Origin of the sequence: Rhizobium pisi (assembly GCF_003938655.1) — a bacterium.
GTDB classification, from domain to species: Bacteria; Pseudomonadota; Alphaproteobacteria; order Rhizobiales; family Rhizobiaceae; genus Rhizobium; species Rhizobium pisi.
Genome location: NZ_RJJT01000029.1, coordinates 1 through 18669, shown reverse-complemented (window position 1 = coordinate 18669; position 18669 = coordinate 1). Strand labels below are relative to the sequence as shown.

Annotated in this window: 12 protein-coding genes and 6 pseudogenes; 8 read left to right on the top strand and 10 right to left on the bottom strand. The window is 60.9% G+C overall.

The features are described 5' to 3' along the window. Positions 1-19 precede the first annotated feature (19 nt). The 4 genes from EFD55_RS28880 to EFD55_RS28865 all read right to left on the bottom strand — a co-directional run bounded on the left by EFD55_RS28880 (position 20) and on the right by EFD55_RS28865 (position 3556). On the bottom strand, positions 20-1366 hold the full coding sequence (locus EFD55_RS28880; protein WP_125849932.1) for a multicopper oxidase family protein: 1347 nt from the start codon (positions 1364-1366) through the stop codon (positions 20-22). Between the two features lie 14 nt (positions 1367-1380). Next, positions 1381-2844: a TolC family protein gene (locus tag EFD55_RS28875; protein WP_125849929.1), complete on the bottom strand. Its 1464-nt coding sequence runs from the start codon at positions 2842-2844 to the stop codon at positions 1381-1383. Next, positions 2841-3068: a hypothetical protein gene (locus EFD55_RS33950; RefSeq protein ID WP_125849927.1), complete on the bottom strand. Its 228-nt coding sequence runs from the start codon at positions 3066-3068 to the stop codon at positions 2841-2843. Before EFD55_RS33950 ends, EFD55_RS28875 begins: the two co-directional genes overlap by 4 nt. Before the next feature lie 89 nt (positions 3069-3157). Further along, positions 3158-3556, bottom strand: coding sequence for a hypothetical protein (locus EFD55_RS28865; protein WP_125849925.1), 399 nt, complete (start codon positions 3554-3556; stop codon positions 3158-3160). A 160-nt stretch (positions 3557-3716) separates the two neighbouring features. On the opposite strand from EFD55_RS28865, the pseudogene EFD55_RS33945 reads away from it, so the two are divergent. Next, a pseudogene (locus EFD55_RS33945) lies at positions 3717-4158 on the top strand (YqaA family protein). Here the strand turns inward: EFD55_RS33945 and EFD55_RS28860 are convergent. Beyond that, a complete protein-coding gene (locus EFD55_RS28860) occupies positions 4141-4644 on the bottom strand; it encodes a cytochrome b (RefSeq protein ID WP_125849923.1) in 504 nt (167 codons plus the stop codon). The pseudogene EFD55_RS33945 and the gene EFD55_RS28860 sit on opposite strands and share 18 nt — an antisense overlap. Positions 4645-4813: 169 nt before the next feature. Here EFD55_RS28860 and EFD55_RS28855 point away from each other — a divergent pair, with 169 nt between their 5' ends. Next, positions 4814-5368 carry a cytochrome c gene (locus EFD55_RS28855; RefSeq protein WP_125849921.1) on the top strand — a complete coding sequence of 185 codons (555 nt, stop codon included), beginning with the start codon at positions 4814-4816 and terminating at the stop codon, positions 5366-5368. Positions 5369-5443: 75 nt separating this feature from the next. Here EFD55_RS28855 and EFD55_RS28850 read toward each other — a convergent pair whose 3' ends face one another. The 3 genes and pseudogenes from EFD55_RS28850 to EFD55_RS28840 form a co-directional block, all read right to left on the bottom strand. Then, positions 5444-6124 carry a peroxiredoxin-like family protein gene (locus EFD55_RS28850; protein WP_125849919.1) on the bottom strand — a complete coding sequence of 227 codons (681 nt, stop codon included), beginning with the start codon at positions 6122-6124 and terminating at the stop codon, positions 5444-5446. Positions 6125-6198: 74 nt separating this feature from the next. Then, positions 6199-9447, bottom strand: coding sequence for an adenylate/guanylate cyclase domain-containing protein (locus EFD55_RS28845; protein ID WP_125849917.1), 3249 nt, complete (start codon positions 9445-9447; stop codon positions 6199-6201). A 171-nt stretch (positions 9448-9618) separates the two neighbouring features. After that, positions 9619-10125: pseudogene (locus EFD55_RS28840) on the bottom strand (ATP-binding cassette domain-containing protein); the annotation flags it as partial. Here EFD55_RS28840 and EFD55_RS28835 point away from each other — a divergent pair. The 5 genes and pseudogenes from EFD55_RS28835 (at position 10039) to EFD55_RS28815 (ending at position 16059) form a co-directional block, all read left to right on the top strand. After that, positions 10039-10580: pseudogene (locus EFD55_RS28835) on the top strand (arginase family protein). The pseudogenes EFD55_RS28840 and EFD55_RS28835 overlap by 87 nt on opposite strands. A 78-nt stretch (positions 10581-10658) precedes the next feature. Next, positions 10659-11501: pseudogene (locus EFD55_RS28830) on the top strand (transporter substrate-binding domain-containing protein). Between the two features lie 114 nt (positions 11502-11615). Beyond that, on the top strand, positions 11616-12998 hold the full coding sequence (locus EFD55_RS28825) for an aspartate aminotransferase family protein (protein WP_125849914.1): 1383 nt from the start codon (positions 11616-11618) through the stop codon (positions 12996-12998). 17 nt (positions 12999-13015) lie between these two features. Beyond that, a complete protein-coding gene (gene ggt / locus EFD55_RS28820) occupies positions 13016-14608 on the top strand; it encodes a gamma-glutamyltransferase (RefSeq protein WP_125849912.1) in 1593 nt (530 codons plus the stop codon). 18 nt (positions 14609-14626) lie between these two features. Continuing rightward, positions 14627-16059: pseudogene (locus EFD55_RS28815) on the top strand (NAD-dependent succinate-semialdehyde dehydrogenase). Between the two features lie 58 nt (positions 16060-16117). Here EFD55_RS28815 and EFD55_RS28810 read toward each other — a convergent pair. Beyond that, complete coding sequence (locus EFD55_RS28810) at positions 16118-16618, bottom strand: YidB family protein (protein ID WP_125849910.1); 501 nt, start codon at positions 16616-16618, stop codon at positions 16118-16120. A 359-nt stretch (positions 16619-16977) separates the two neighbouring features. On the opposite strand from EFD55_RS28810, the gene EFD55_RS28805 reads away from it, so the two are divergent. Next, a complete protein-coding gene (locus tag EFD55_RS28805) occupies positions 16978-18240 on the top strand; it encodes an MgtC/SapB family protein (RefSeq protein WP_125849908.1) in 1263 nt (420 codons plus the stop codon). A gap of 63 nt (positions 18241-18303) precedes the next feature. Here EFD55_RS28805 and EFD55_RS33940 read toward each other — a convergent pair. Beyond that, positions 18304-18393: pseudogene (locus EFD55_RS33940) on the bottom strand (universal stress protein); the annotation flags it as partial. Between the last annotated feature and the right edge of the window lie 276 nt (positions 18394-18669).

The following is an 18669-nucleotide window of genomic DNA, read 5'->3' as shown; positions in this document are numbered from 1 at the left end:
GGGTGTGGGAGATTGAATCTCAGCCGATTGCCGGCTTTGGCGTGATTTGGGTTTTCGCGTCCTTGGCCTTGGTCGCGTCCGGCAGTTCGCCGGTCCACTCCCAGGCCTGGGTTCCGGGCGGGTTTTCGTACCAGCCCGGATCGGAGTAGTCGTCCGCCGAGATACCCTCGCGGACTTTCACGACCGAGAACATGCCGCCCATCTCGATGGGGCCGTGCGGACCCCAGCCGGTCATCATGGGGACGGTGTTCTCGGGAATGGGCATTTCCATTTCGCCCATATCGGCCATGCCTTTGGTTCCCATCGGCATGTAATCAGGTTGAAGCTTCCGGATTTTTTCGGTAACTTTCGACTTGTCCGCCCCGATGAAGGTTGGGATGTCGTGACCCATGGCGTTCATCGTGTGGTGCGACTTGTGGCAGTGGATCGCCCAATCGCCGAGATACTTCGCGTCGAACTCGTAGGCGCGCATCGCCCCGACGGGAATGTCGATGGATACCTCCGGCCATCGCGCCTCTGGACGTATCCACCCGCCGTCGGTGCATGTTACCTCGAAGTCGTAGCCATGCATGTGGATCGGATGGTTCGTCATCGTCAGGTTGCCGACGCGGACCCGCACCCGGTCGTTCTTGGAAACGACGAGGGGGCTGATGTCCGGAAACACCCGGCTGTTCCAGCACCACATGTTGAAGTCGGTCATCTCCATGATCCGCGGCACGTAGGAGCCGGGATCGATGTCGTAGGCGTTGAGGAGGAAGACGAAGTCGCGGTTGACGCGCATAAACTTCGGATCCTTCGGATGGACGACGAAGAAACCCATCATGCCCATGGCCATCTGCACCATCTCGTCGGAATGCGGGTGGTACATGAAGGTTCCCGACTTCACGAGGTCGAACTCGTAGACGAAGGTTTTGCCGACAGGGATGTGCGGCTGCGTCAGCCCGCCGACACCGTCCATGCCGGACGGCAGGATCATGCCGTGCCAGTGGATCGTCGTGTGCTCCGGCAGCTTGTTGGTGACGAAGATTCGGACGCGATCGCCTTCGACCGCCTCGATCGTCGGGCCCGGCGACTGGCCGTTGTAGCCCCAGAGGTAGGCGGTCATGCCGTCGGCCATCTCGCGCTCGACCGGTTCGGCGACGAGGTGGAACTCCTTGACGCCATTGTTCATTCTGTGGGGTAGGGTCCAGCCGTTGAGGGTCACGACCGGCTGGTAGTCCGGACCCGAGGTCGGGTGAAGCGGCGACTGCATGTCCGCCGATTCCATTGTCGGGGCGTCAGGCAGGCCCATCGCCGACGTCTTCGTCCAGGCTCCCGCTGCCAGCAGGGCCGCGCTGGCACCGAACAGTTGTCGTCTGTTGAACATGGTGGTTTCCTTTTTCAATGGCCGCCGCCACCGCCGCTCTCGGAAGCAGCGGCGACCTCGGTCTCCGCCGATGCGTTCGTCGCGCCGCCGTAGATGGTAGGAGCGAGATTGGCTTCGGCCAGCCAGAAGTCTCGCTTCGCGTTGACGGAGAGCAGGATGGAGTTGATCTTGTCGCGGGTGTCGGTCAGCAGCTCGAACGTGTTCGAGATCATGCCGTTATAGGTCAGCAGGGATTCCTCCTCGACCTTGGTGCGGAGCGGCACCACGCTGTTGCGGTAGTGCCGGGCGATGTCGTAGTTCGAGCGGTAGGCCTCGTACGCGGATCTCGCCTCCGACCGGACGTTGACGGCCTTCTCTGCGAGCTGGTTCGCCGCACGCATGTAGGCCACCTCGGCCTTGCGCATCCGGGCCTTGCCGGTGTCGAAGATCGGGATCGCGAATTCCAGCTCGACCTGGGCCGTCGTCCTCGTCTTCTTCTCGTCGTCCTCGATTTCTCGTTCGGCTTCGAAGCCGGTCAGGATCGCGAGGTCGGTGACATAGCGGGTCGCTTCGGTCAGACCATACGACCTGGCAGTGGCCTCGAGTTCGAGCTTCGCCACCTGGAGGTCTATCCGGTTTCGGAGTGCCTCGGCCTCGATAGTGTCGCGTCTGGCGACGGATCCAGGCAGCGGCGGCAGGCTCTTGGGAACCTGGTAGTCCAGGTCGGAGCCCCAGAGACCCATAAGCCGCGTCAGCTCCTCCTTGGTCAGGCGTGCCGCCAGGCGGGCCTTCGCGGTCTCTCCGGCAAGTTCGGCGACGAATACATGTTCACGGGCCTGGGCGCCCTTGGTCATCGCGCCGGTCTCGCCCAGCTTCTCCGCGAGCTCGGAAGCGGCGTCCGCTGTTGCCTGAGCGCGCTGGAGCTGCCCGACGTTCTCCCAGGCCGCCACCGCGCCGATCCACGCTCGCCGCGTGTCGGCGGCGACCTGGAGTGTCTTTACCGCCGCAGTCAACTGCGCCTGCCGGAAGCGGGTGTCGGCGATCGCGATGTCCCGGTTCTTCGTCGCGAGCGCCAGGATGTTCGTGGTGATCATCCCCTCGATGGTCTTGAATGCCTCCAGTTCCGGCGTGCCCATGCCCGTCGCGCCGATCGAGGCGGTCGGGTTGATGAACATCGTCGACTGCCAGGCGTCGGCGGCGCTGTCGCCAAGATCGGCGTATGCGGCCTGGAGACCCCTGTTGTTGAGCAGAGCGATCTGGACGGCCGTCTCGACATCGAGGACTTTCCGTCGCGCGAGCAGGTTTTTGACCTCAGCGGCGGCAGAGCGGGCCTGGTTCTGGTTCTGGATCCAGACCGTTTGCTTCGCACTCGCGATCGCGGTCTTGTCGGCAACGGAAGCGAAGCCTGCTTGCTTGCTGGAATATTCGGCGCCCGTGACACAGCCGCTCAGTACCACCGGGAACGCCAGCACGGACATCAGTTTTCTAGGGCCGATCATGAGGCGTCTCCTTTCGCGGGAGACTGCAGGTCGTTCTGTCTACGCCACGGTTTGGGATCGACGGGCTGCCTGGCGACAAAGCCCGAGATCGGCGACCGGTATGCGATCGGGCGCGCGGACGGCTGTTCGACTGCAGTGGAGGACGCCACCACGTCGGGAGGAAGTGTGGATGCGCAGCCGCCGATAACAAGCGGCAGCCCCACCACGAAAAGCGAGGGTTTCATTATGAAATTTCCGAATAAGAGATAGCCTACGGGCGCTCGCCTAAAAGGCAGGCGTCCGGCTGGACCCGATCAAGCGGGCGCGTCTCTATTCAGATATTCGGGGGACGGTCGAGGGTCGGCAGTTCGCCAAGTGTCGTACGGTCGTCGGCGAACTGCCGGATCGAGGTCACGACGGGTCCGCCGACGTCGGGGCCTGCACAGATGATGCCAAAGCCGCCGCAGAAGTCCTTGCAGCATTCCTGCTTGACGAGCTTCGATGGGCCATAGCCATCATCGGACACGTCGCCGTACGAGTGGCCGTGATGGGCGGCCTCCGTCATGTCGTGGCCTTCATGGGAAGGCATTACGTCCGAGACGATGGCTTTCAGATCGGGAAACGAGGAGCCGTGCATCGCCGCGTTGGCGCTCGACATCGAGTACCCCGCCAGTGATACGATGATCACCAGCCGCATCATCACAAGCAGTCTGCTCACTGTGATTCGGTACATCTTGCCCATTCCCAACGAGCTACATGCAAAGCAGCGCGATTTCAATTAGGACCTATGTCTCGTTGATGTTCGAGTCCTTTATGTGGCGCGAACATCACGGTGTGCACAGGCTAGAGCTTCCCACGGTGGTAAGGTCAACAGGAGCCGTTCTTTTCTAGCCATGATCGATTTCGCATCATACTTCGGCCTTTTCGCCGCCGCTCTCGGTGCGGCGACGATGTTGCCGATGCAGTCGGAGCCCGTGCTGGTCGGTCTTCTTCTCACGGGCAAGTTCTCAGTTCCGATCCTGCTCGCCGTCGCGAGCGTCGGAAACACGCTTGGAAGCGTCGTCAACTGGTTTCTCGGCCGCGGCGTCGAAAGAGTTCGGGACCGGCGGTGGTTCCCGGTCAAAGAGACGGCACTCGAACGTACGTCCCGGTGGTATCGGAAATACGGCAAGCGGACGCTGCTCCTGTCCTGGATGCCAGTCTTCGGCGACGCCCTGACCCGTTGTCGCCGGCGTGCTGAGGGAGCCGCTGCTTCCGTTCACGATCCTCGTGTTCGTCGCCAAGACAGGACGCTACGTCGTTCTGGCGCTGGCCACTTCACAGTTCTCCGGTTGACTGGTTCCGGCGGGGAAACACCATCCGGTCAACAGTCTCGTCGCGAACGGCCAGCGTGTGCCATGCTGCAGCGGCGAGATGCAGCGCGACCATTCCCAGTATGATCCTCGACCCGATGACGTGGTATGGGGCAATTCCGAACCAGAAGTAGCTCGCGACGAATCCCATGCAGGCCTGCCCGATGATCGCGGCGTAGAAGGCATGGTGAAGAGCCGCGGCGGCCCGACCGGTCCATGAGGTGGGCTCACCCGTTTCAGGCGGCTGAAGGATACGAACAACCAGCCGCACGCCCATCGCCACTCCGATCGCTATTCCCGCGTAGTTGTGAAGGTGGTGCTGGACGACGTCCCAGTACGATGGGGTCATGCCCATGTGGACGGCGTGGTGGGTTCTCTCGATACTGCCGCCCGTCAGATACTGGACCGGCACCATGAGGGCGATCAGCCAGTGAAGCCCTATCTGGGCCAGCGAATAGCCACCTTTCATCGATCCTCTCCCAGCGATGGGGCTCAGATTAGCCGGCGACGGTTAACGCTTCCTGATTGCCCCTTCGTGAGATGGCAGCGTATCGGGGAGGGCGTCCGCCTTTTTGCTGCCCAGATGAGAACGGATATCGGAAGCAAGTGGCATGATCTCGGATTCGGAACGCAGCCTTATGAGACGGACCATTTTCGCGATGATGTTCGGACTGTTCTCCGTCGTGGAAGCGGTGCTGATCACCGCAGTCCCGTCGTCGGCAGCCGAGGATGTCGTAGCGCTTCGGCAGGCGGACATGAAGGCCATGGCCGCGGCGGCAAAGAGGATCTCCGACATGTTCAAGGATCCGGCGAACTACAAGGCTGCCGAGTTCAGATCGGCGGCCGACGCCATCCGCGACAGGTCGGGTGTCGTGCTCTCTGGGCATTTCGCATCCGAGGCCGCCAGTCCACAGTCGAAGGCCAGGCCGAATATCCGCGAGGAGCGCGAGCGGTTCGACCGCATCGCGAACGACCTGCGCGACTACGCGGTCGCGCTGGACGCCGCTGCGCAGAATAACCCAGGACCGATGCCCGCCAGCATGCGCATGAAGCCTGGAGAGGCCATGGGCGGCGGGCCGCTCGGCACCCACGTCCGCAACGAGCAGGAGCTATCGGCAATGCCGGCGGAACACGCGTTCCACCTCATGCTCCAGACCTGCACGACCTGCCACGCCAAGTTCAGGACGGAATAAGGGCGCGATCACGCGGGACTGGAAGTTGCCCGCCTTGTCCAAGCGTCCGACCCTTCAAGCGCGGCCTCATTCGCTTCAAACAGCCATATTCGACGCTGCCGACATCACTTCCCGCGGCGCGGGGCCGCCGAACATATGGCTGCCACCGTCCTCGACTTCAGTGAAACACCAGCGCACGACGCCATCCCGATCGAGCAGAAATTCGCCGACGAGTTGGCCGTGGCCGGTGGCGATCATCTGCTTGTCGTCCTCGGTGAAGTCATAGCCGTCCGCCTTGTCGAGATATTCCACCGCGGCCATCAGGTCCATGGGCGCTGGAAGCTCGTCCGGCATGTCAATGCGCATAGACGTCACCGCATTCATGCTGATTTTGTGCGGCCAGTCATTCTCGTCTTCTGTGAACTGAAGGTTCGGCAGGCCGAAGGCTTTGTGCGATACCCGTTCGGGATCCGAGGCCGCCAGCAGATTGGGAAGCGGATGGTAACGGAAATAGAGGCGAGCGCGGTCGATCGGCGTGTTGACGACGGTCAGGCTGTCGATGCCTTTTTCCTGCAATGCGTCAGTGAGTTCGGCCATGGCGGCGATCTGCCGGCGGCAGAAGGGGCAATGCAGTCCGCGGAACAACCCGACGAGCACCGGCTTCTGGCCGCGAAAATCGTCGATAGCGATCTTACCCTGACGGGTGATCGCATCCAGCACCACGTTCGGCGCGCGATCTCCTGGCTGCAATGGTCTTCCTACGTGGTTCTCCTGCATCTTTCATTCCTCCCTTTATGCTTTTGAATCGATTTGCCAAATCGATTTCAGGCGATCACCGCAACGAGGACAAGTCAGTCGAGAAACGGCAAGACGACGAGCGTACCTGGATCGAGGTTGTGGCGGATGCACACATCCTGTGCCAGCGTAAAATACCGTTCCGCCTCGTCCATGTCGTCATGTTCGAGGCTGAGTGTCGCCAAGCCATCATAGCACGGAAAGAGCAGTTGCGGTTCATCAATTTCCTCCGCAACCTCAAGGGCTTCCTCGTAATACTTACGAGCTAGCTTCGGCTGACCGTGGCATTGATGAATCTGGCCAAGCACGATCAGCGGAACGGAGAGATGATCGCGCTGATCGAGCGCCCTGTCGATTTCGATGGCCCTTTCCGCCGCCGGTACACCCTCTGCAGCACAGCGATCGGTGAAAGTGCAGCAGGCGACTGCGAGATTGGCAAGAAGGCGCGCCTGGAAGCCGAGATCGCCGATGCGGGTCGCCACCTCCAGCCCGCGCCGGCAGATCCTGATGGCATTGGCCGGGTCGACGATCGTGTAGAGAACGCCGAGATTGGAATAGGCGCGACAGGCGGCACTTTGCAGATCGGCCTTTTCGGCGACCGAGAGGCTGTGTTCCACTTCCTGCACGGCATCGCGGCGACGTCCGAGCCGCGCAAGTGCTACACCCTTGGTATTTAGCGCCTCCGCCATCGCTCGCGCCGCCTCCCGTCCAGCCTCGGTCGTCCCGTCGATCGGGAGCGTTTGCAGACGTTGCAGCGCCAGCGTCGCCCACTCGGCGGCCGCGGCCTGATCCCCCATGCGAAAAGCCAGATGGCCGCGCTCCTGCAGGAGATGCGCATGTTCGATCGGCGCATCTATCGTCGCGATCATCGCTTCGGCTTCGGCGCAATGTGTCTCCGCTTGATCGCGGCGCCCTGCATCGAGGTGCAGGCGGCCGATCTTTCGCAGTATCCTCGCCGCGGCGATAGGGTCGTCCCTGGTGCGCTGGATCGCAAGCGCGCGCTGGTAGTGGTTCAGGGCAGCATCTCGCAGACCGGCCGGGCCGCATAGATCGGCAAGACGCTCCAGGAGCGCCAGTTGCTCCGGCGTCACCTCCGCCTCGTTTGCGAAGGCCGCAAGCGCCTGACGGTAAAGGCGCATCGCATCGTCATTGGCGTAGGTCTTGCGCGCCAGGTCGCCTGCAGCCATCAGGTAAGCGGCTCCTTTGGCCTTTTCGGTGGTCAGGCTGAAGTGATGGCCGAGCAACGCCAGATGCTCGAGCCGGTCGGGCGACGCGCCATACTGGCGTTCCAGAACCTGGCCGATCCGTCGATGAAGCTCCATCCGCCGTTGGAGCAGGAGATTGTGGTAGACGACGTCATGCATCAGCGTCTGGCTGAAGCGATAGCCCGGCGACACGACGGCATCGGGGCCGCGCAATTCCTCGATGATATTGGCATCGCAAAGGTAATCCAATGCGGCATCGATGCCGGCCGGATCGGTGGCGACAGTGCGCAGGAGGGCGGTATCGAACTTCGGGCCGACCACCGCTGCCTCCTGCGCCAACCGTCTTATCTCCTGCGGCAGACGATCGACACGGGCAAGCAGCAGGGCCTGCAGATTGACCGGGATATCGACAACGGTGTCTTCGGCCGCCACGTGCCAGTGCTGACCATCATGGTGCAACGTGCCCATGTCGATCAGTCCCCGAAGGATTTCTTCGATGAAAAGCGGGTTGCCGCCGGCGCGATCGAGGATGCGCTTGCGCATCGTGACCGGCAGCTTGCCGTGAGCCTCGCCGAAAAAGGCGGCAAGCAGCTTCTGCCCATCGGCTGCAAAGAGTGGGTCAAGACGTTGCACGGTGACATTGACACGATTGGAATTCAGCGGGTCGGTCTTCGATGTCGGCCGGTAGACCACGAGCATCATCAACCGGCTGCGCTCCAGCCGATCCATCATGAAGCGAAGCACTTCCAGCGAGGCGGCGTCCGCCCAATGCAGGTCCTCGATAACAAGCAGCAGAGGACCTTGCCCCAGCCGCCGCTCGAAGACGGTGCGGACCGCATAGAAGATCTGTCGCCGCAACTGCTCCGGTTCGATGTGCCGCAACGCGCCGTCAGGGTCGCCGAAGCCGAGGACGTGTAGAAACAGCGGCAACAACCCGTCGACGTCCTCCGGTGTGAGATCAAGGGCGCGGAACCCCGTTGCCAGCAGGTGCCGTGTCCTTTCGGGATCGTCCCGCTCGCCGATGCCGTAGGCGCTACGCACGACCGCAGCAAGCGTGCCGTAGGATTGTTCGCCGAGGGGAGAGCAGGTGGCCTGGCGGATGGCCAGTCCCTGGAAACGGGCGGTATTGGCGGCGATTGCGACGAATTCTTTCACCAGCCGCGACTTGCCGATACCCGCTTCGCCGATCAGGCGGACAAGCTGTGCAGCACCGCCGCAGGCAAGATCGAGGCATGTCAGCAACCGCGACAGCTCAGCATCCCGTCCGATCATCGGCGCTTGCAGGCCGAATCCTTCGAGTCCACGCGCCGTATGCGGCGCTTCCAGGAGGCCCGTCAGGCGATGGACATGGACGTTTCCGCTTTTGCCGCGCAATGTCTGCGCGCCGAGGCTGTCGAAGGCGAAGGCATGGCGGGTGAGGCGATAGGTCAGCGGTCCGACGAGGATGTCGTTTTCGCCGGCCATGGATTGCAAGCGCTGCGCCGTGTTCACGGTGTCTCCGGTCACGGAATAGGATTTTGTGCTGATCGCACCGAAACCGCCGGTGACGACAGGGCCGCTGTTGATGCCGATGTGCAGACGCAGCGGCACACCGGCGCGTGAATGCCAGCGCGTGCCGACCTTCGTGGCCCGATCGATCATATCGAGTGCGGCGTTAAGCGCGCGAATCGGATCGTCCTCATGCGCGACAGGCGCACCGAACAACGCCAGCAGCGCATCGCCGACGAACTTGTCGACGAAGCCTCCATAAGTCTCGACCGCCTGGGTCATTTCTTCAAACAACTCGTTTTGAAGCACACGCATGACTTCGGGGTCGATCTGCTCGCTCAGGGTGGTGAAGCCGCAGAGATCGGCAAAGAGCACGGTGACCGGCCGCCGGTCGGCATCGCTGTCTGATTTATCCGTTACCGCCGGCTCGGCATTCGGCTTCAATGCGGATTGCACTTTGCCGGAAAGCGGCGCGCCGCATCGGGGGCAGAAGGCAAAATCGGGTTGGCACGCGAAGCCGCAGGCGGCGCAAGAGAGCGGTTGCCTTGCGCCGCATCGCGGACAGAAAGCAAAACCGCTTTGAATATCGAAACCGCAGCCGGCGCACTCCATCGCACGCGTCTCACGAAAAGCCCACTTTGCTCCGGCTATTCAGCCGCTATCAGCGGGCTTCAATACAGAAGACAAGCATGAACCTGCTGCCTCAGGCCCGCAAGCACTAAACGAGCGGCGACCGACGTGTCAGCTTTGAATGCCAGGCCTGAACAAGATCTGGAGCGAACGTTAAACGACGTCGCCTCGTCCCGACAGAAACTGCGGAAATCGTTCGGACTTCGGCTGCGTGAAAAGCTCGGCAGGTGCGCCGGTTTCTTCGATGACACCCTTGTGGAGAAACACCACTTTATTGGAAACGTCGCGCGCAAACGCCATCTCGTGCGTCACAACAAGCATGGTGCGACCTTCTTCAGCAAGCGAGCGCATCACCTTGAGCACTTCACCGACGAGTTCGGGATCGAGGGCGGAGGTCGGCTCGTCAAACAGGATGACCTTCGGACGCTGCGCGAGCGCGCGCGCGATCGCAGCGCGCTGCTGCTGCCCTCCGGAGAGGTGCGCGGGATAGAAATTTCGCTTGTCGGCGATACCGACCCGTTCAAGCAGAGCTTCGGCCTCTGCAATGCATTCCGCACGGTCACGTTTCTGTACATGCACCGGCGCTTCGATCAGGTTTTCCAGGATCGTCATGTGCGACCACAGGTTAAAACTCTGAAACACCATGCCGATATGCTCGCGCATCCGTTCCGCCAGGCGGTTCTGGATGGCGTGCTTGACCCCAGGCGTACAATCCAGATCGGAATTCGGGGGAATTCCGAGTATCTGTGGGAATTCTCCTATGCGTCCGGCATGACCGTCATCCACGCGGAAGAAATTGGCGACCTTGGCATAAGGGGCGCGATCGCAAAGGCGAGAGAAATCGTCGGATCGGGTCCGACCTACGTCAGCTTCGATGTCGATTCTCTTGATCCGGCATTTGCGCCCGGCACTGGCACGCCTGAGGTCGGTGGGCTGACATCAGCCAGGCACTTGGAATTCTGCGCGGACTTGCAGGTTTGAACATCGTCGGCGGCGACGTCGTCGAGATCGCTCCGCAATACGATCCAACCTCGAACACGGCGCAGATTGCCGCTCAGGTCTTATTCGAACTCCTCTGCCTGACGGCAGAGGCAATCAAGGTTCGCGCGTCCTAGCAAATCGCTGGACGCGTGGAGTCTGCCACAGCCTGCCTTTGGAAAAGGGGCAGGGCGCGACAAAAAGGGGAATACCAAATGCAAGTATCAAAACTTTTGCTGACGTCCGCTCTGCTTGGCGTCCTGTCGGCTGGCGCTGCCGTCGCAGAGACGAAACCGAGGGAGATCACCATTGCAACCGAGGGCGCATACGAGCCTTGGAATTTTACCGGCCCAGACGGCAAGCTCGCAGGGTTCGAGATCGATCTTGCCAACGACCTTTGCGCTCGCATGAAGATCAAATGCACCATCGTCGCCCAGGATTGGGACGGGCTCATTCCATCGCTCAATGCAAAGAAGTTCGACGCCATCATGGCTTCGATGATCGTTACCGAGAAGCGTCTCGCCGTCATCTTCGTTCAGCAAGCCCTATGCCCCGACCGCGGCCGCCTTCATGGTCGATAAATCAGGTCCTCTCGCAGACCTGCCGGGAACGGGAACGACGGTCGATCTCGCCGGCGACAAGGCGAAGGTCGAGCAGGAATTGCAGCCGCTTCGGGACGCCCTGAAAGCAAGGCCGTGGGCGCCCAGGTCTCGACGGCGAACACTGCGTTTCTCGATGCCTATTTCAAGGGCGTCGTCGATACCAGGGAATACAAGACCGTCGAACAGCATGATCTGGACCTCCAGGCCGGTCGCATCGATGCCGCCGTTGCCCAGAAGACGTCATTGAATGCAACGCTCGGCAAGGAAGACTTCAAGGATTACAAGATCGCGGGTCCGACCTTCAAGGGCGGGGTTTTCGGGCAGGGCATCGCGGCTGGCCTTCGCAAGGACGACACCGTCTTGAAGTCGATGTTTGATGCCGCGATCGACGCGGCCGAAGCGGACGGCACGATCAATAAGCTAGCTGAGAAGTGGATGAAGACGAAGCTTGATTGATCAAGCGGCAGACTCCCATTTCGGCAGCGATTGGCAGCCGGCGTACCGAGAGGTCGCGCCGGCTGACCGGCCCAGCGTCGCCATCGAAACACACCTATCATTTGGAGAACCACTGTGACCATCCTTCTCAACTCGCTCGAATCCCGCGACGCCGCCTTCGTTCTTCATCCCTATACAAATGCCTCGCAGCATTTGAAGGACGGCCCTCTGGTGATCGCCAGGGGTGAGGGGATCCACATCATCGACAGCGACGGCAATAAATACATCGAGGGGCTTGGCGGGCTGTTTTGTGCGTCGCTGGGTTTCAGCGAACAGCGGCTGGTAGACGCGGCAACCCGCCAGATGAAGGAATTGCCCTTCTATCACAGCTTCGGCGGCAAGACGCATGAGACCGCGGTCGAGCTTGCCGACCGGCTCATCCAGCTTTCACCGGTGCCCATGTCGAAGGTGTTCTTCGCCAATTCGGGTTCCGAGGCCAACGACACGGCCATGAAGCTTGTCTGGTATTATCACAACGCCATCGGCAAGCCGGAAAAGAAGAAGATCATATCACGTATGCGGGCCTATCACGGCGTGACGATCGCTTCGGCCAGCCTGACGGGACTTCCCAACAACCATCGCGATTTCGATCTGCCCATTGACCGCGTGCTGCATACGGATTGCCCCGAATTTTATCGCTACGGCCGCCCGGGCGAAACGGAGGAAGAATTCGCGACGCGCTGTGCCGATTCGCTTGAACAGATGATCCTCACCGAGGGACCTGAAACCATCGGTGCATTTTTCGCCGAGCCGCTGATGGCATCCGGCGGCTGCATCGTTCCGCCGCCGACCTATTACGAGAAGATCCAGGCAATCCTCAGAAAATACGACGTGCTGCTGATCGCCGACGAAGTCATTTGCGGCTTCGGCAGGCTTGGCACGATGTTCGGCTCCGAGAGCTTCGGGCTTCAGCCGGATATGATCGTCATGGCAAAGCAGCTTTCGGCCGCCTATCAGCCGATATCCGCATTGATGATCAACGAAAAGATCCATTCCGCAGTCGTTGCCGAAAGCGAGAAAATCGGAACATTCGGACATGGTTTCACCTATAGCGGCCATCCTGTTGCGACCGCCGTCGCTTTGGAAACTTTGAAAATCTACGAGGAGCGCGACATTGTCGGCCACGTCAGGGACGTCGCCCCGGTATTCCAGCGGCGATTGAACGAACTTGGCGACCATCCGCTTGTCGGAAACGCTCGCGGTCGCGGTCTCATCGGGACCCTTGAACTGGTTCGCAACAAGGAAACGAAAGAGCAGTTCAAGCCGGCGGACGGCATTGCGATTCACGCGGGCAAGCAGGCCCAGGTCCATGGCGTCATCACGCGCGCCCTTGGCGACAACTACTCGCTTTGCCCGCCGCTCATCATCACCGAGGCGCAGATCAACGACTTGTTCGATCGCTCCACCCGTGCATTGGATGACACCTACACCTGGGCCAGGGCGACCGGCCTCTACTGAGCAAGGGATTCGACGACATGCGAAACTTCGAAATGCCGGGACGATCGATAGCTGTCGGCCGCAATGGGATGGCAGCAACATCACACCCTATGGCGACTTTGAGCGCGATCGATATCCTCAAAGCCGGCGGCAAGGCAATCGACGCTGCGGTGGGTGCCTGTGCCGTGCAATGCGTGGTCGAGGCCGGATCCACCGGCATCGGCGGTGATTGCTTTGCGCTGCTTGCCTCAAATGGAAATGATAATGTCGTTGCCTATAACGGCTCGGGACGCACACCGGCGGCGGCGCATTTCGAGTGGTACCGGGACAACGGGATCACTTCGATCGAGCGATCGTCGCCGCATGCGGTGACCGTTCCCGGTGCGGTGGATGCATGGGCGCGCCTTGTCGCCGATCATGGAAGGATGTCGCTGGCGGAAATTCTCGTTCCCGCGATAGCGCTGGCGCGCGACGGCTACGGGATCACGCCGCGCGTGGCCGCCGACCTCTCCAAGCAACGCGATATGCTGCTGCGCGATCCCTCGACGCGCCGTATTTTCCTGGTCGATGACGAGGTTCCGCCGGTCGGATCGGTTCAACGACAGCCTGAATTGGCACAAACGCTGGAGACGATAGCAGCCTTGGGACGTGACGGCTTCTATCGCGGTTCCGTGGCGGAAGACATGGTCGCGCGGCTGAATTCGCTGGGGGGGCTGCATACGCTTGAGGATTTTGCATCTGCCGCCGGCGAATATGTGAAGCCTGTCAGCGCGACCTATCGAGGATGGACGGTGCATGAATGCCCGCCGAACGGGCAGGGGATCATCGCTCTGATGATCCTGAAGATCCTGGAGCGTTTCGAACGCAAGGGCGATCCGCTCGGCGTCGACAATCTGCATGTCGAAGTCGAAGCCACGCGACTGGCCTATGCCGCCCGGGATCGGTGGATAGCCGATACTGAAGTATCGGATGTTCCGCTCGACTTCCTGTTGTCCGACGAACTCGCCGACAGTCTTGCCGCCAAGATCGACGTGAATGGAGTTGCCGACGCCGCGGCGGCCTTCGACGGCGCCGAGCATTCGGACACGGTTTATATTTCGGTCGTCGACAAGGACCGAAATGTTGCCAGCTTCATCAATTCGATCTTCCATCCATACGGCAGCGGCCTGATGGCGCCGAAGTCCGGCGTCTTGTTCCACAATCGCGGACAGAGCTTCGGCATGAAACAGGGCGATCCGAACGCGATAGGGTCGCGCAAGAGGCCCATGCATACGATCATCCCTGGGCTGGTGACGCGCCATGGCAAAACTGTCCTGTCGTTCGGGGTCATGGGAGGGCACTATCAGGCGATGGGCCATGCCCACGTCCTCTCCAAGCTGTTCGACTTCGGTCTAGACATCCAGAGCGCCATCGATCTGCCCCGGCTCTTTCCGCTCCCCGGCACGGCGACGGTCGAGGCCGAAGCACTTCTTCGCACCTCCATCGCTCACGATTTTGAAGCTCGCGGTTTCAAGGTTGTCGCTCCGAATTGGGCGATCGGCGGTGCACAGGCGATCTGGATCGACGATCAACACAACACGCTGCTGGGCGCATCCGATCATCGAAAAGATGGTTGTGCGCTCGGCTACTGACAGCAATGGAAGAGCGATATGTCGGCTTATCCGGATACCCAGCTTTTCATTGATGGCCTCTGGCGGGACGGGTCGAACGCGCACCTGTCCATCGTCAATCCCGCTTCGGGTGAGGTCATCGGCCGCGTTTCAAATGCCGGCGGGAATGATCTCGACGAAGCGCTTTCGGCAGCCGCCGCAGGGTTCGAACGATGGCGGCAAGTCAGTGCGTTCGACAGGGCAAAGCTTATGCGCCTCGCCGCCGAGATCCTGCGCGGCCGCACTGCCGAAATTTCGAGACTGATGACATTGGAGCAGGGCAAGCCGCTTGCTGAATCCAAAGCGGAAACGATGGGTGCTGCCGACATCATCGACTGGTTTGCCGAAGAGGCTCGCCGTGCCTATGGCCGCCTGATCCCACCGAGAGCAACCAATGTCAGGCAAATGGTGGTCAAGGAGCCTGTCGGCCCGGTGGCGGCCTTCAGTCCCTGGAATTTCCCACTAAATCAGGCGGTACGGAAAGTCTCGGCAGCTCTTGCGGCCGGCTGCTCGATCATCTTGAAGGGGCCGGAGGAGACGCCGGCAAGCTGCGCCGAACTTGTTCGCGCCTTTGCTGACGCCGGCCTGCCGGCGGGCGTCCTCAATCTGGTTTTCGGAATTCCGGCCGATATTTCCGGTCACCTCATCCCGCACCCTGTTATCCGCAAGATCTCCTTCACGGGATCGACCGCCGTCGGAAAGCATCTGGCTTCGCTCGCCGGCGCCCATATGAAGCGCGTCACGATGGAGCTCGGCGGCCATGCGCCGGCTCTCGTTTTCGATGATGCGGATATCGATCTTGCGGTCAGGATATTGGCCGCTGCGAAATTTCGAAATGCCGGCCAGATCTGCGTGGCGCCAACACGTTTCCTCATCCAGGAACGCGTCTTTGAAAAATTCCTCGACGGCTTTGTCAAGGCGGCAGAGGCAGTCACTGTCGGCGATGGATTGAGCGACGGCATAACCGGCCGCTGGCCAACCCGCGAAGGGTCGAAGCCATGGAAGCGCTGACGGCTGATGCGGTCATGCGCGGCGCGAAGATCGCAACCGGCGGCAAAAGGATCGGCAATCTCGGCAATTTCTTCCAGCCGACGGTTCTTGTGGACGTTCCACGAGATGCGCGCTTGCTGAACGAAGAACCCTTCGGTCCCATGGCGATCGTCAGTGCGTTTTCGGACTACGGTTCTGCCGTTGCGGAAGCCAACCGCCTGCCATACGGGCTGGCGGCATATGCCTACACGACGTCCGCGAAGACGAGCGCCGACCTTGCCCGCGACATCGAAAGCGGCATGCTGTCAATCAATCATCATGGACTGGCGCTGCCGGAGCTGCCCTTCGGCGGCATGAAAGAGTCGGGTTACGGGTCGGAAGGCGGCAGCGAAGCCATGGAGGCCTACTTCAATACGAAGCTCGTAACCGAGGCAATAAACTAGCCGACGGGATTCCATTCGGACGGTTGTTTTGCTGCGCCGCCCGCGAGTCGTCCCGGTATCAGACCATGCCCGGGCGAGGGGAGCCGGTTGATTGGTTCGCGGAGGACAAAACATCGTCTTCGGCACTCGGCACCTTTCCATTCGGGGTCAGGTCGTCGACCGCCTTGGGAAGATCGCGGCTCAGTCGCCCGAGAATCTCCTGATGCGAAAGGCCGGTCTTCCCGGCGATCTCGTTGAGAACGTCAGGACCTAACGCTTCCGCGAGCTGGCCGTCATTGATATCGGCATTCTGGCCGGGCCTCACCCACGACTCCATCTTGTCGCCGTGACCATTCTGTTGAAATGTCTTGAGGAGATCGCCAAGGCCGCCGCTGACGATGCTGCCTGACGTCAACCCTCCGAGAAGGTCGCCGAGACCGCCCGAACCGGCAGCCCCGCCAAGCCCGCCCGGCTGCTGAGGGTTCTGGAGACCTCGCAGGAGTTCCCCGATCTTGTCTCTGTTCTGATAGCCGGCAACAGCAAGAACGGCGAGAAGCGCCTTTAATGGACCGCTCATCATGATGAAATCCTCCTATGATGCAGGCGACACAATTCGGAGCGCCTGGCTGCAGGGAGGCAATGTCCCAAGTGCTCAAAGGTTCCACGTCGTTTTGCCCGGCGGAAAAGACGGGGTTCCGTCCATTCTGATCTGCCAGTTCGTTACCGCCGCGGCCTGGGTTGATCTTTCGCAAGGCAGTGGCCGGTGTAGGTCATATTGCAATATATTGAAGTGAAATCGGTGCGGAGCCGGAAGACCATGACGACGATTGTCCCACCCTGTCCGAACGCCGCCGAACGACAGCTGCGGATCAATGGCCAAGACTTAGACGGCGAGGGCGCTCTAAGCGATGGAGCAGCCCACCAGTTCCGGACCATCGAATGATGATATCTTTGGTGACGACAGAAGCATTCCAGCGTCTCAGTCTTGCGCTTGCGATCGGTATCCTGGTCGGCATAGAGCGCGGCTGGCAGGATCGCGACGCCGCCGCAGGCAAGAGGGTGGCGGGCATCCGCACCTATGGCCTGTCCAGTTTTCTCGGGGGTTTCTGCGGTTTCCTGCAGCCGGTGATCGGGCCGGTTCTGCCGACGGCCATCTTTGGGTTCTTCTGCATCACCGTCCTCCTGTTCAGCCGTTTGCAGGCTGCGCGGGAAGAGGATTACAGCGCCACCGGGGCTATCGCGGCAATCATGGTCTTTGCGCTCGGGTATGCCGCCGTGGTTGCGGATATGACGGTAACGGCGGCAAGCGCTGTTGCCGTCACGGTCCTTCTCGCCGCACGGGAACCGTTGCATGGATTTCTTCGGCGATTGACCTGGCTCGAACTCAGAGCCGCCTTGATTCTGCTGACGATGACGGTTGTTATCCTGCCGATCCTTCCCAACGAGCCGATCGATCGCTGGCAACTGATCAATCCCTTCGAGCTTTGGATGATGACGATCCTGGTGGGAGGTGTCTCGTTTGCCGGTTACATCCTGATCAGACTCAGCGGCGCTCGCGCCGGAATACTGCTGACCGGGGCAAGTGGCGGCATCGTCTCGTCGACCGCCTTGACGCTTTCCTTTGCTCGCCAGTCGACGCAAATGCCTGCGATCTCGCCACTTCTTTCAGCGGGAGCCATGCTGGCCGGAGCGGTTTCGCTTGTCCGCGTGCTTTTGATTTGCGGCGTCATTGCACCGGCGGTTTTCAGGGAGCTGGCTCCATCACTCGCTGCTGCCGCGGTGGTCTTTGCCGTCGGAGCCGGCCTTGCCGCGTCGTTGCGGCGCGCCGACGACGGCGCCGATTTTTCACCGCGAAACCCGCTTGAGGTGATGGTCGTGCTGCGTTTCGCGCTTGTTCTTGCTGTCGTGATGATCCTGACAAAAATGACCATGATCGTCTTCGGAACCCAGTCGCTGATTGCCCTTGCTTTCATCACGGGACTGGGCGACCTCGATGCGATAACGCTTGTCGTTGCGAAACTGCCGAGCGCACAGGTGCCGGCGGAAGCGGCCGCCCACGCCATCGCCGTCGCGGCCTTTGCCAATCTCCTCGCAAAGACCGTTCTTGCAGCAAGCATGGGGAGCATCGGCTATGCGATCCGCCTCGCCATCGCCGGCGTTTTTGCCACCCTTGCCGGAATTGCCGGTTTGCTCCTGGCTTGACCTTCCGTCGTCGGATTTGGCCAATGATCCCAGCGGCATTGCACGCCGCATCAGAGATAGACTTCAGTGACAGAGAAGAGCGGGCGTCTCAATGCGCGTCAACAGCGATCGGGTGACGCCTCCCAGAATGAATTCACGCAATTTCGAATGGCCGTTCATTGATCTGGCGCAAGGCGGTCCTGTTCCGGCCGTCTAGAATGCGCTGACAGGTGAGGGCCGATGACGTCGGATCCGACCCTATATTTTTATGGGGAGCGGAGATCTCGCGTTGGGTACTGAAGGCGGTCGATGAAAGCTGAAATGACAGGAGGTGGCATGAAAGAGGCCGCGCCCAGCATTGAGAGAACGGATTTCTGAGATGCAGATGATCTTGGGACAGTCACGCCTTGCGCTGTTTGGCCTACCTTACTTGGGTTTTCGCGAACTCAT

Bases quoted from the DNA above. Each gene is read 5' to 3' on its own strand.
- EFD55_RS28880 (WP_125849932.1), bottom strand. From the start codon at position 1,366: ATGTTCAACAGACGACAACTGTTCGGTGCCAGCGCGGCCCTGCTGGCA.
- EFD55_RS28875 (WP_125849929.1), bottom strand. From the start codon at position 2,844: ATGATCGGCCCTAGAAAACTGATGTCCGTGCTGGCGTTCCCGGTGGTA.
- EFD55_RS33950 (WP_125849927.1), bottom strand. From the start codon at position 3,068: ATGAAACCCTCGCTTTTCGTGGTGGGGCTGCCGCTTGTTATCGGCGGC.
- EFD55_RS28865 (WP_125849925.1), bottom strand. From the start codon at position 3,556: ATGTACCGAATCACAGTGAGCAGACTGCTTGTGATGATGCGGCTGGTG.
- EFD55_RS28860 (WP_125849923.1), bottom strand. From the start codon at position 4,644: ATGAAAGGTGGCTATTCGCTGGCCCAGATAGGGCTTCACTGGCTGATC.
- EFD55_RS28855 (WP_125849921.1), top strand. From the start codon at position 4,814: ATGAGACGGACCATTTTCGCGATGATGTTCGGACTGTTCTCCGTCGTG.
- EFD55_RS28850 (WP_125849919.1), bottom strand. From the start codon at position 6,124: ATGCAGGAGAACCACGTAGGAAGACCATTGCAGCCAGGAGATCGCGCG.
- EFD55_RS28845 (WP_125849917.1), bottom strand. From the start codon at position 9,447: ATGGAGTGCGCCGGCTGCGGTTTCGATATTCAAAGCGGTTTTGCTTTC.
- ggt (WP_125849912.1), top strand. From the start codon at position 13,016: ATGCGAAACTTCGAAATGCCGGGACGATCGATAGCTGTCGGCCGCAAT.
- EFD55_RS28810 (WP_125849910.1), bottom strand. From the start codon at position 16,618: ATGATGAGCGGTCCATTAAAGGCGCTTCTCGCCGTTCTTGCTGTTGCC.
- EFD55_RS28805 (WP_125849908.1), top strand. From the start codon at position 16,978: ATGATGATATCTTTGGTGACGACAGAAGCATTCCAGCGTCTCAGTCTT.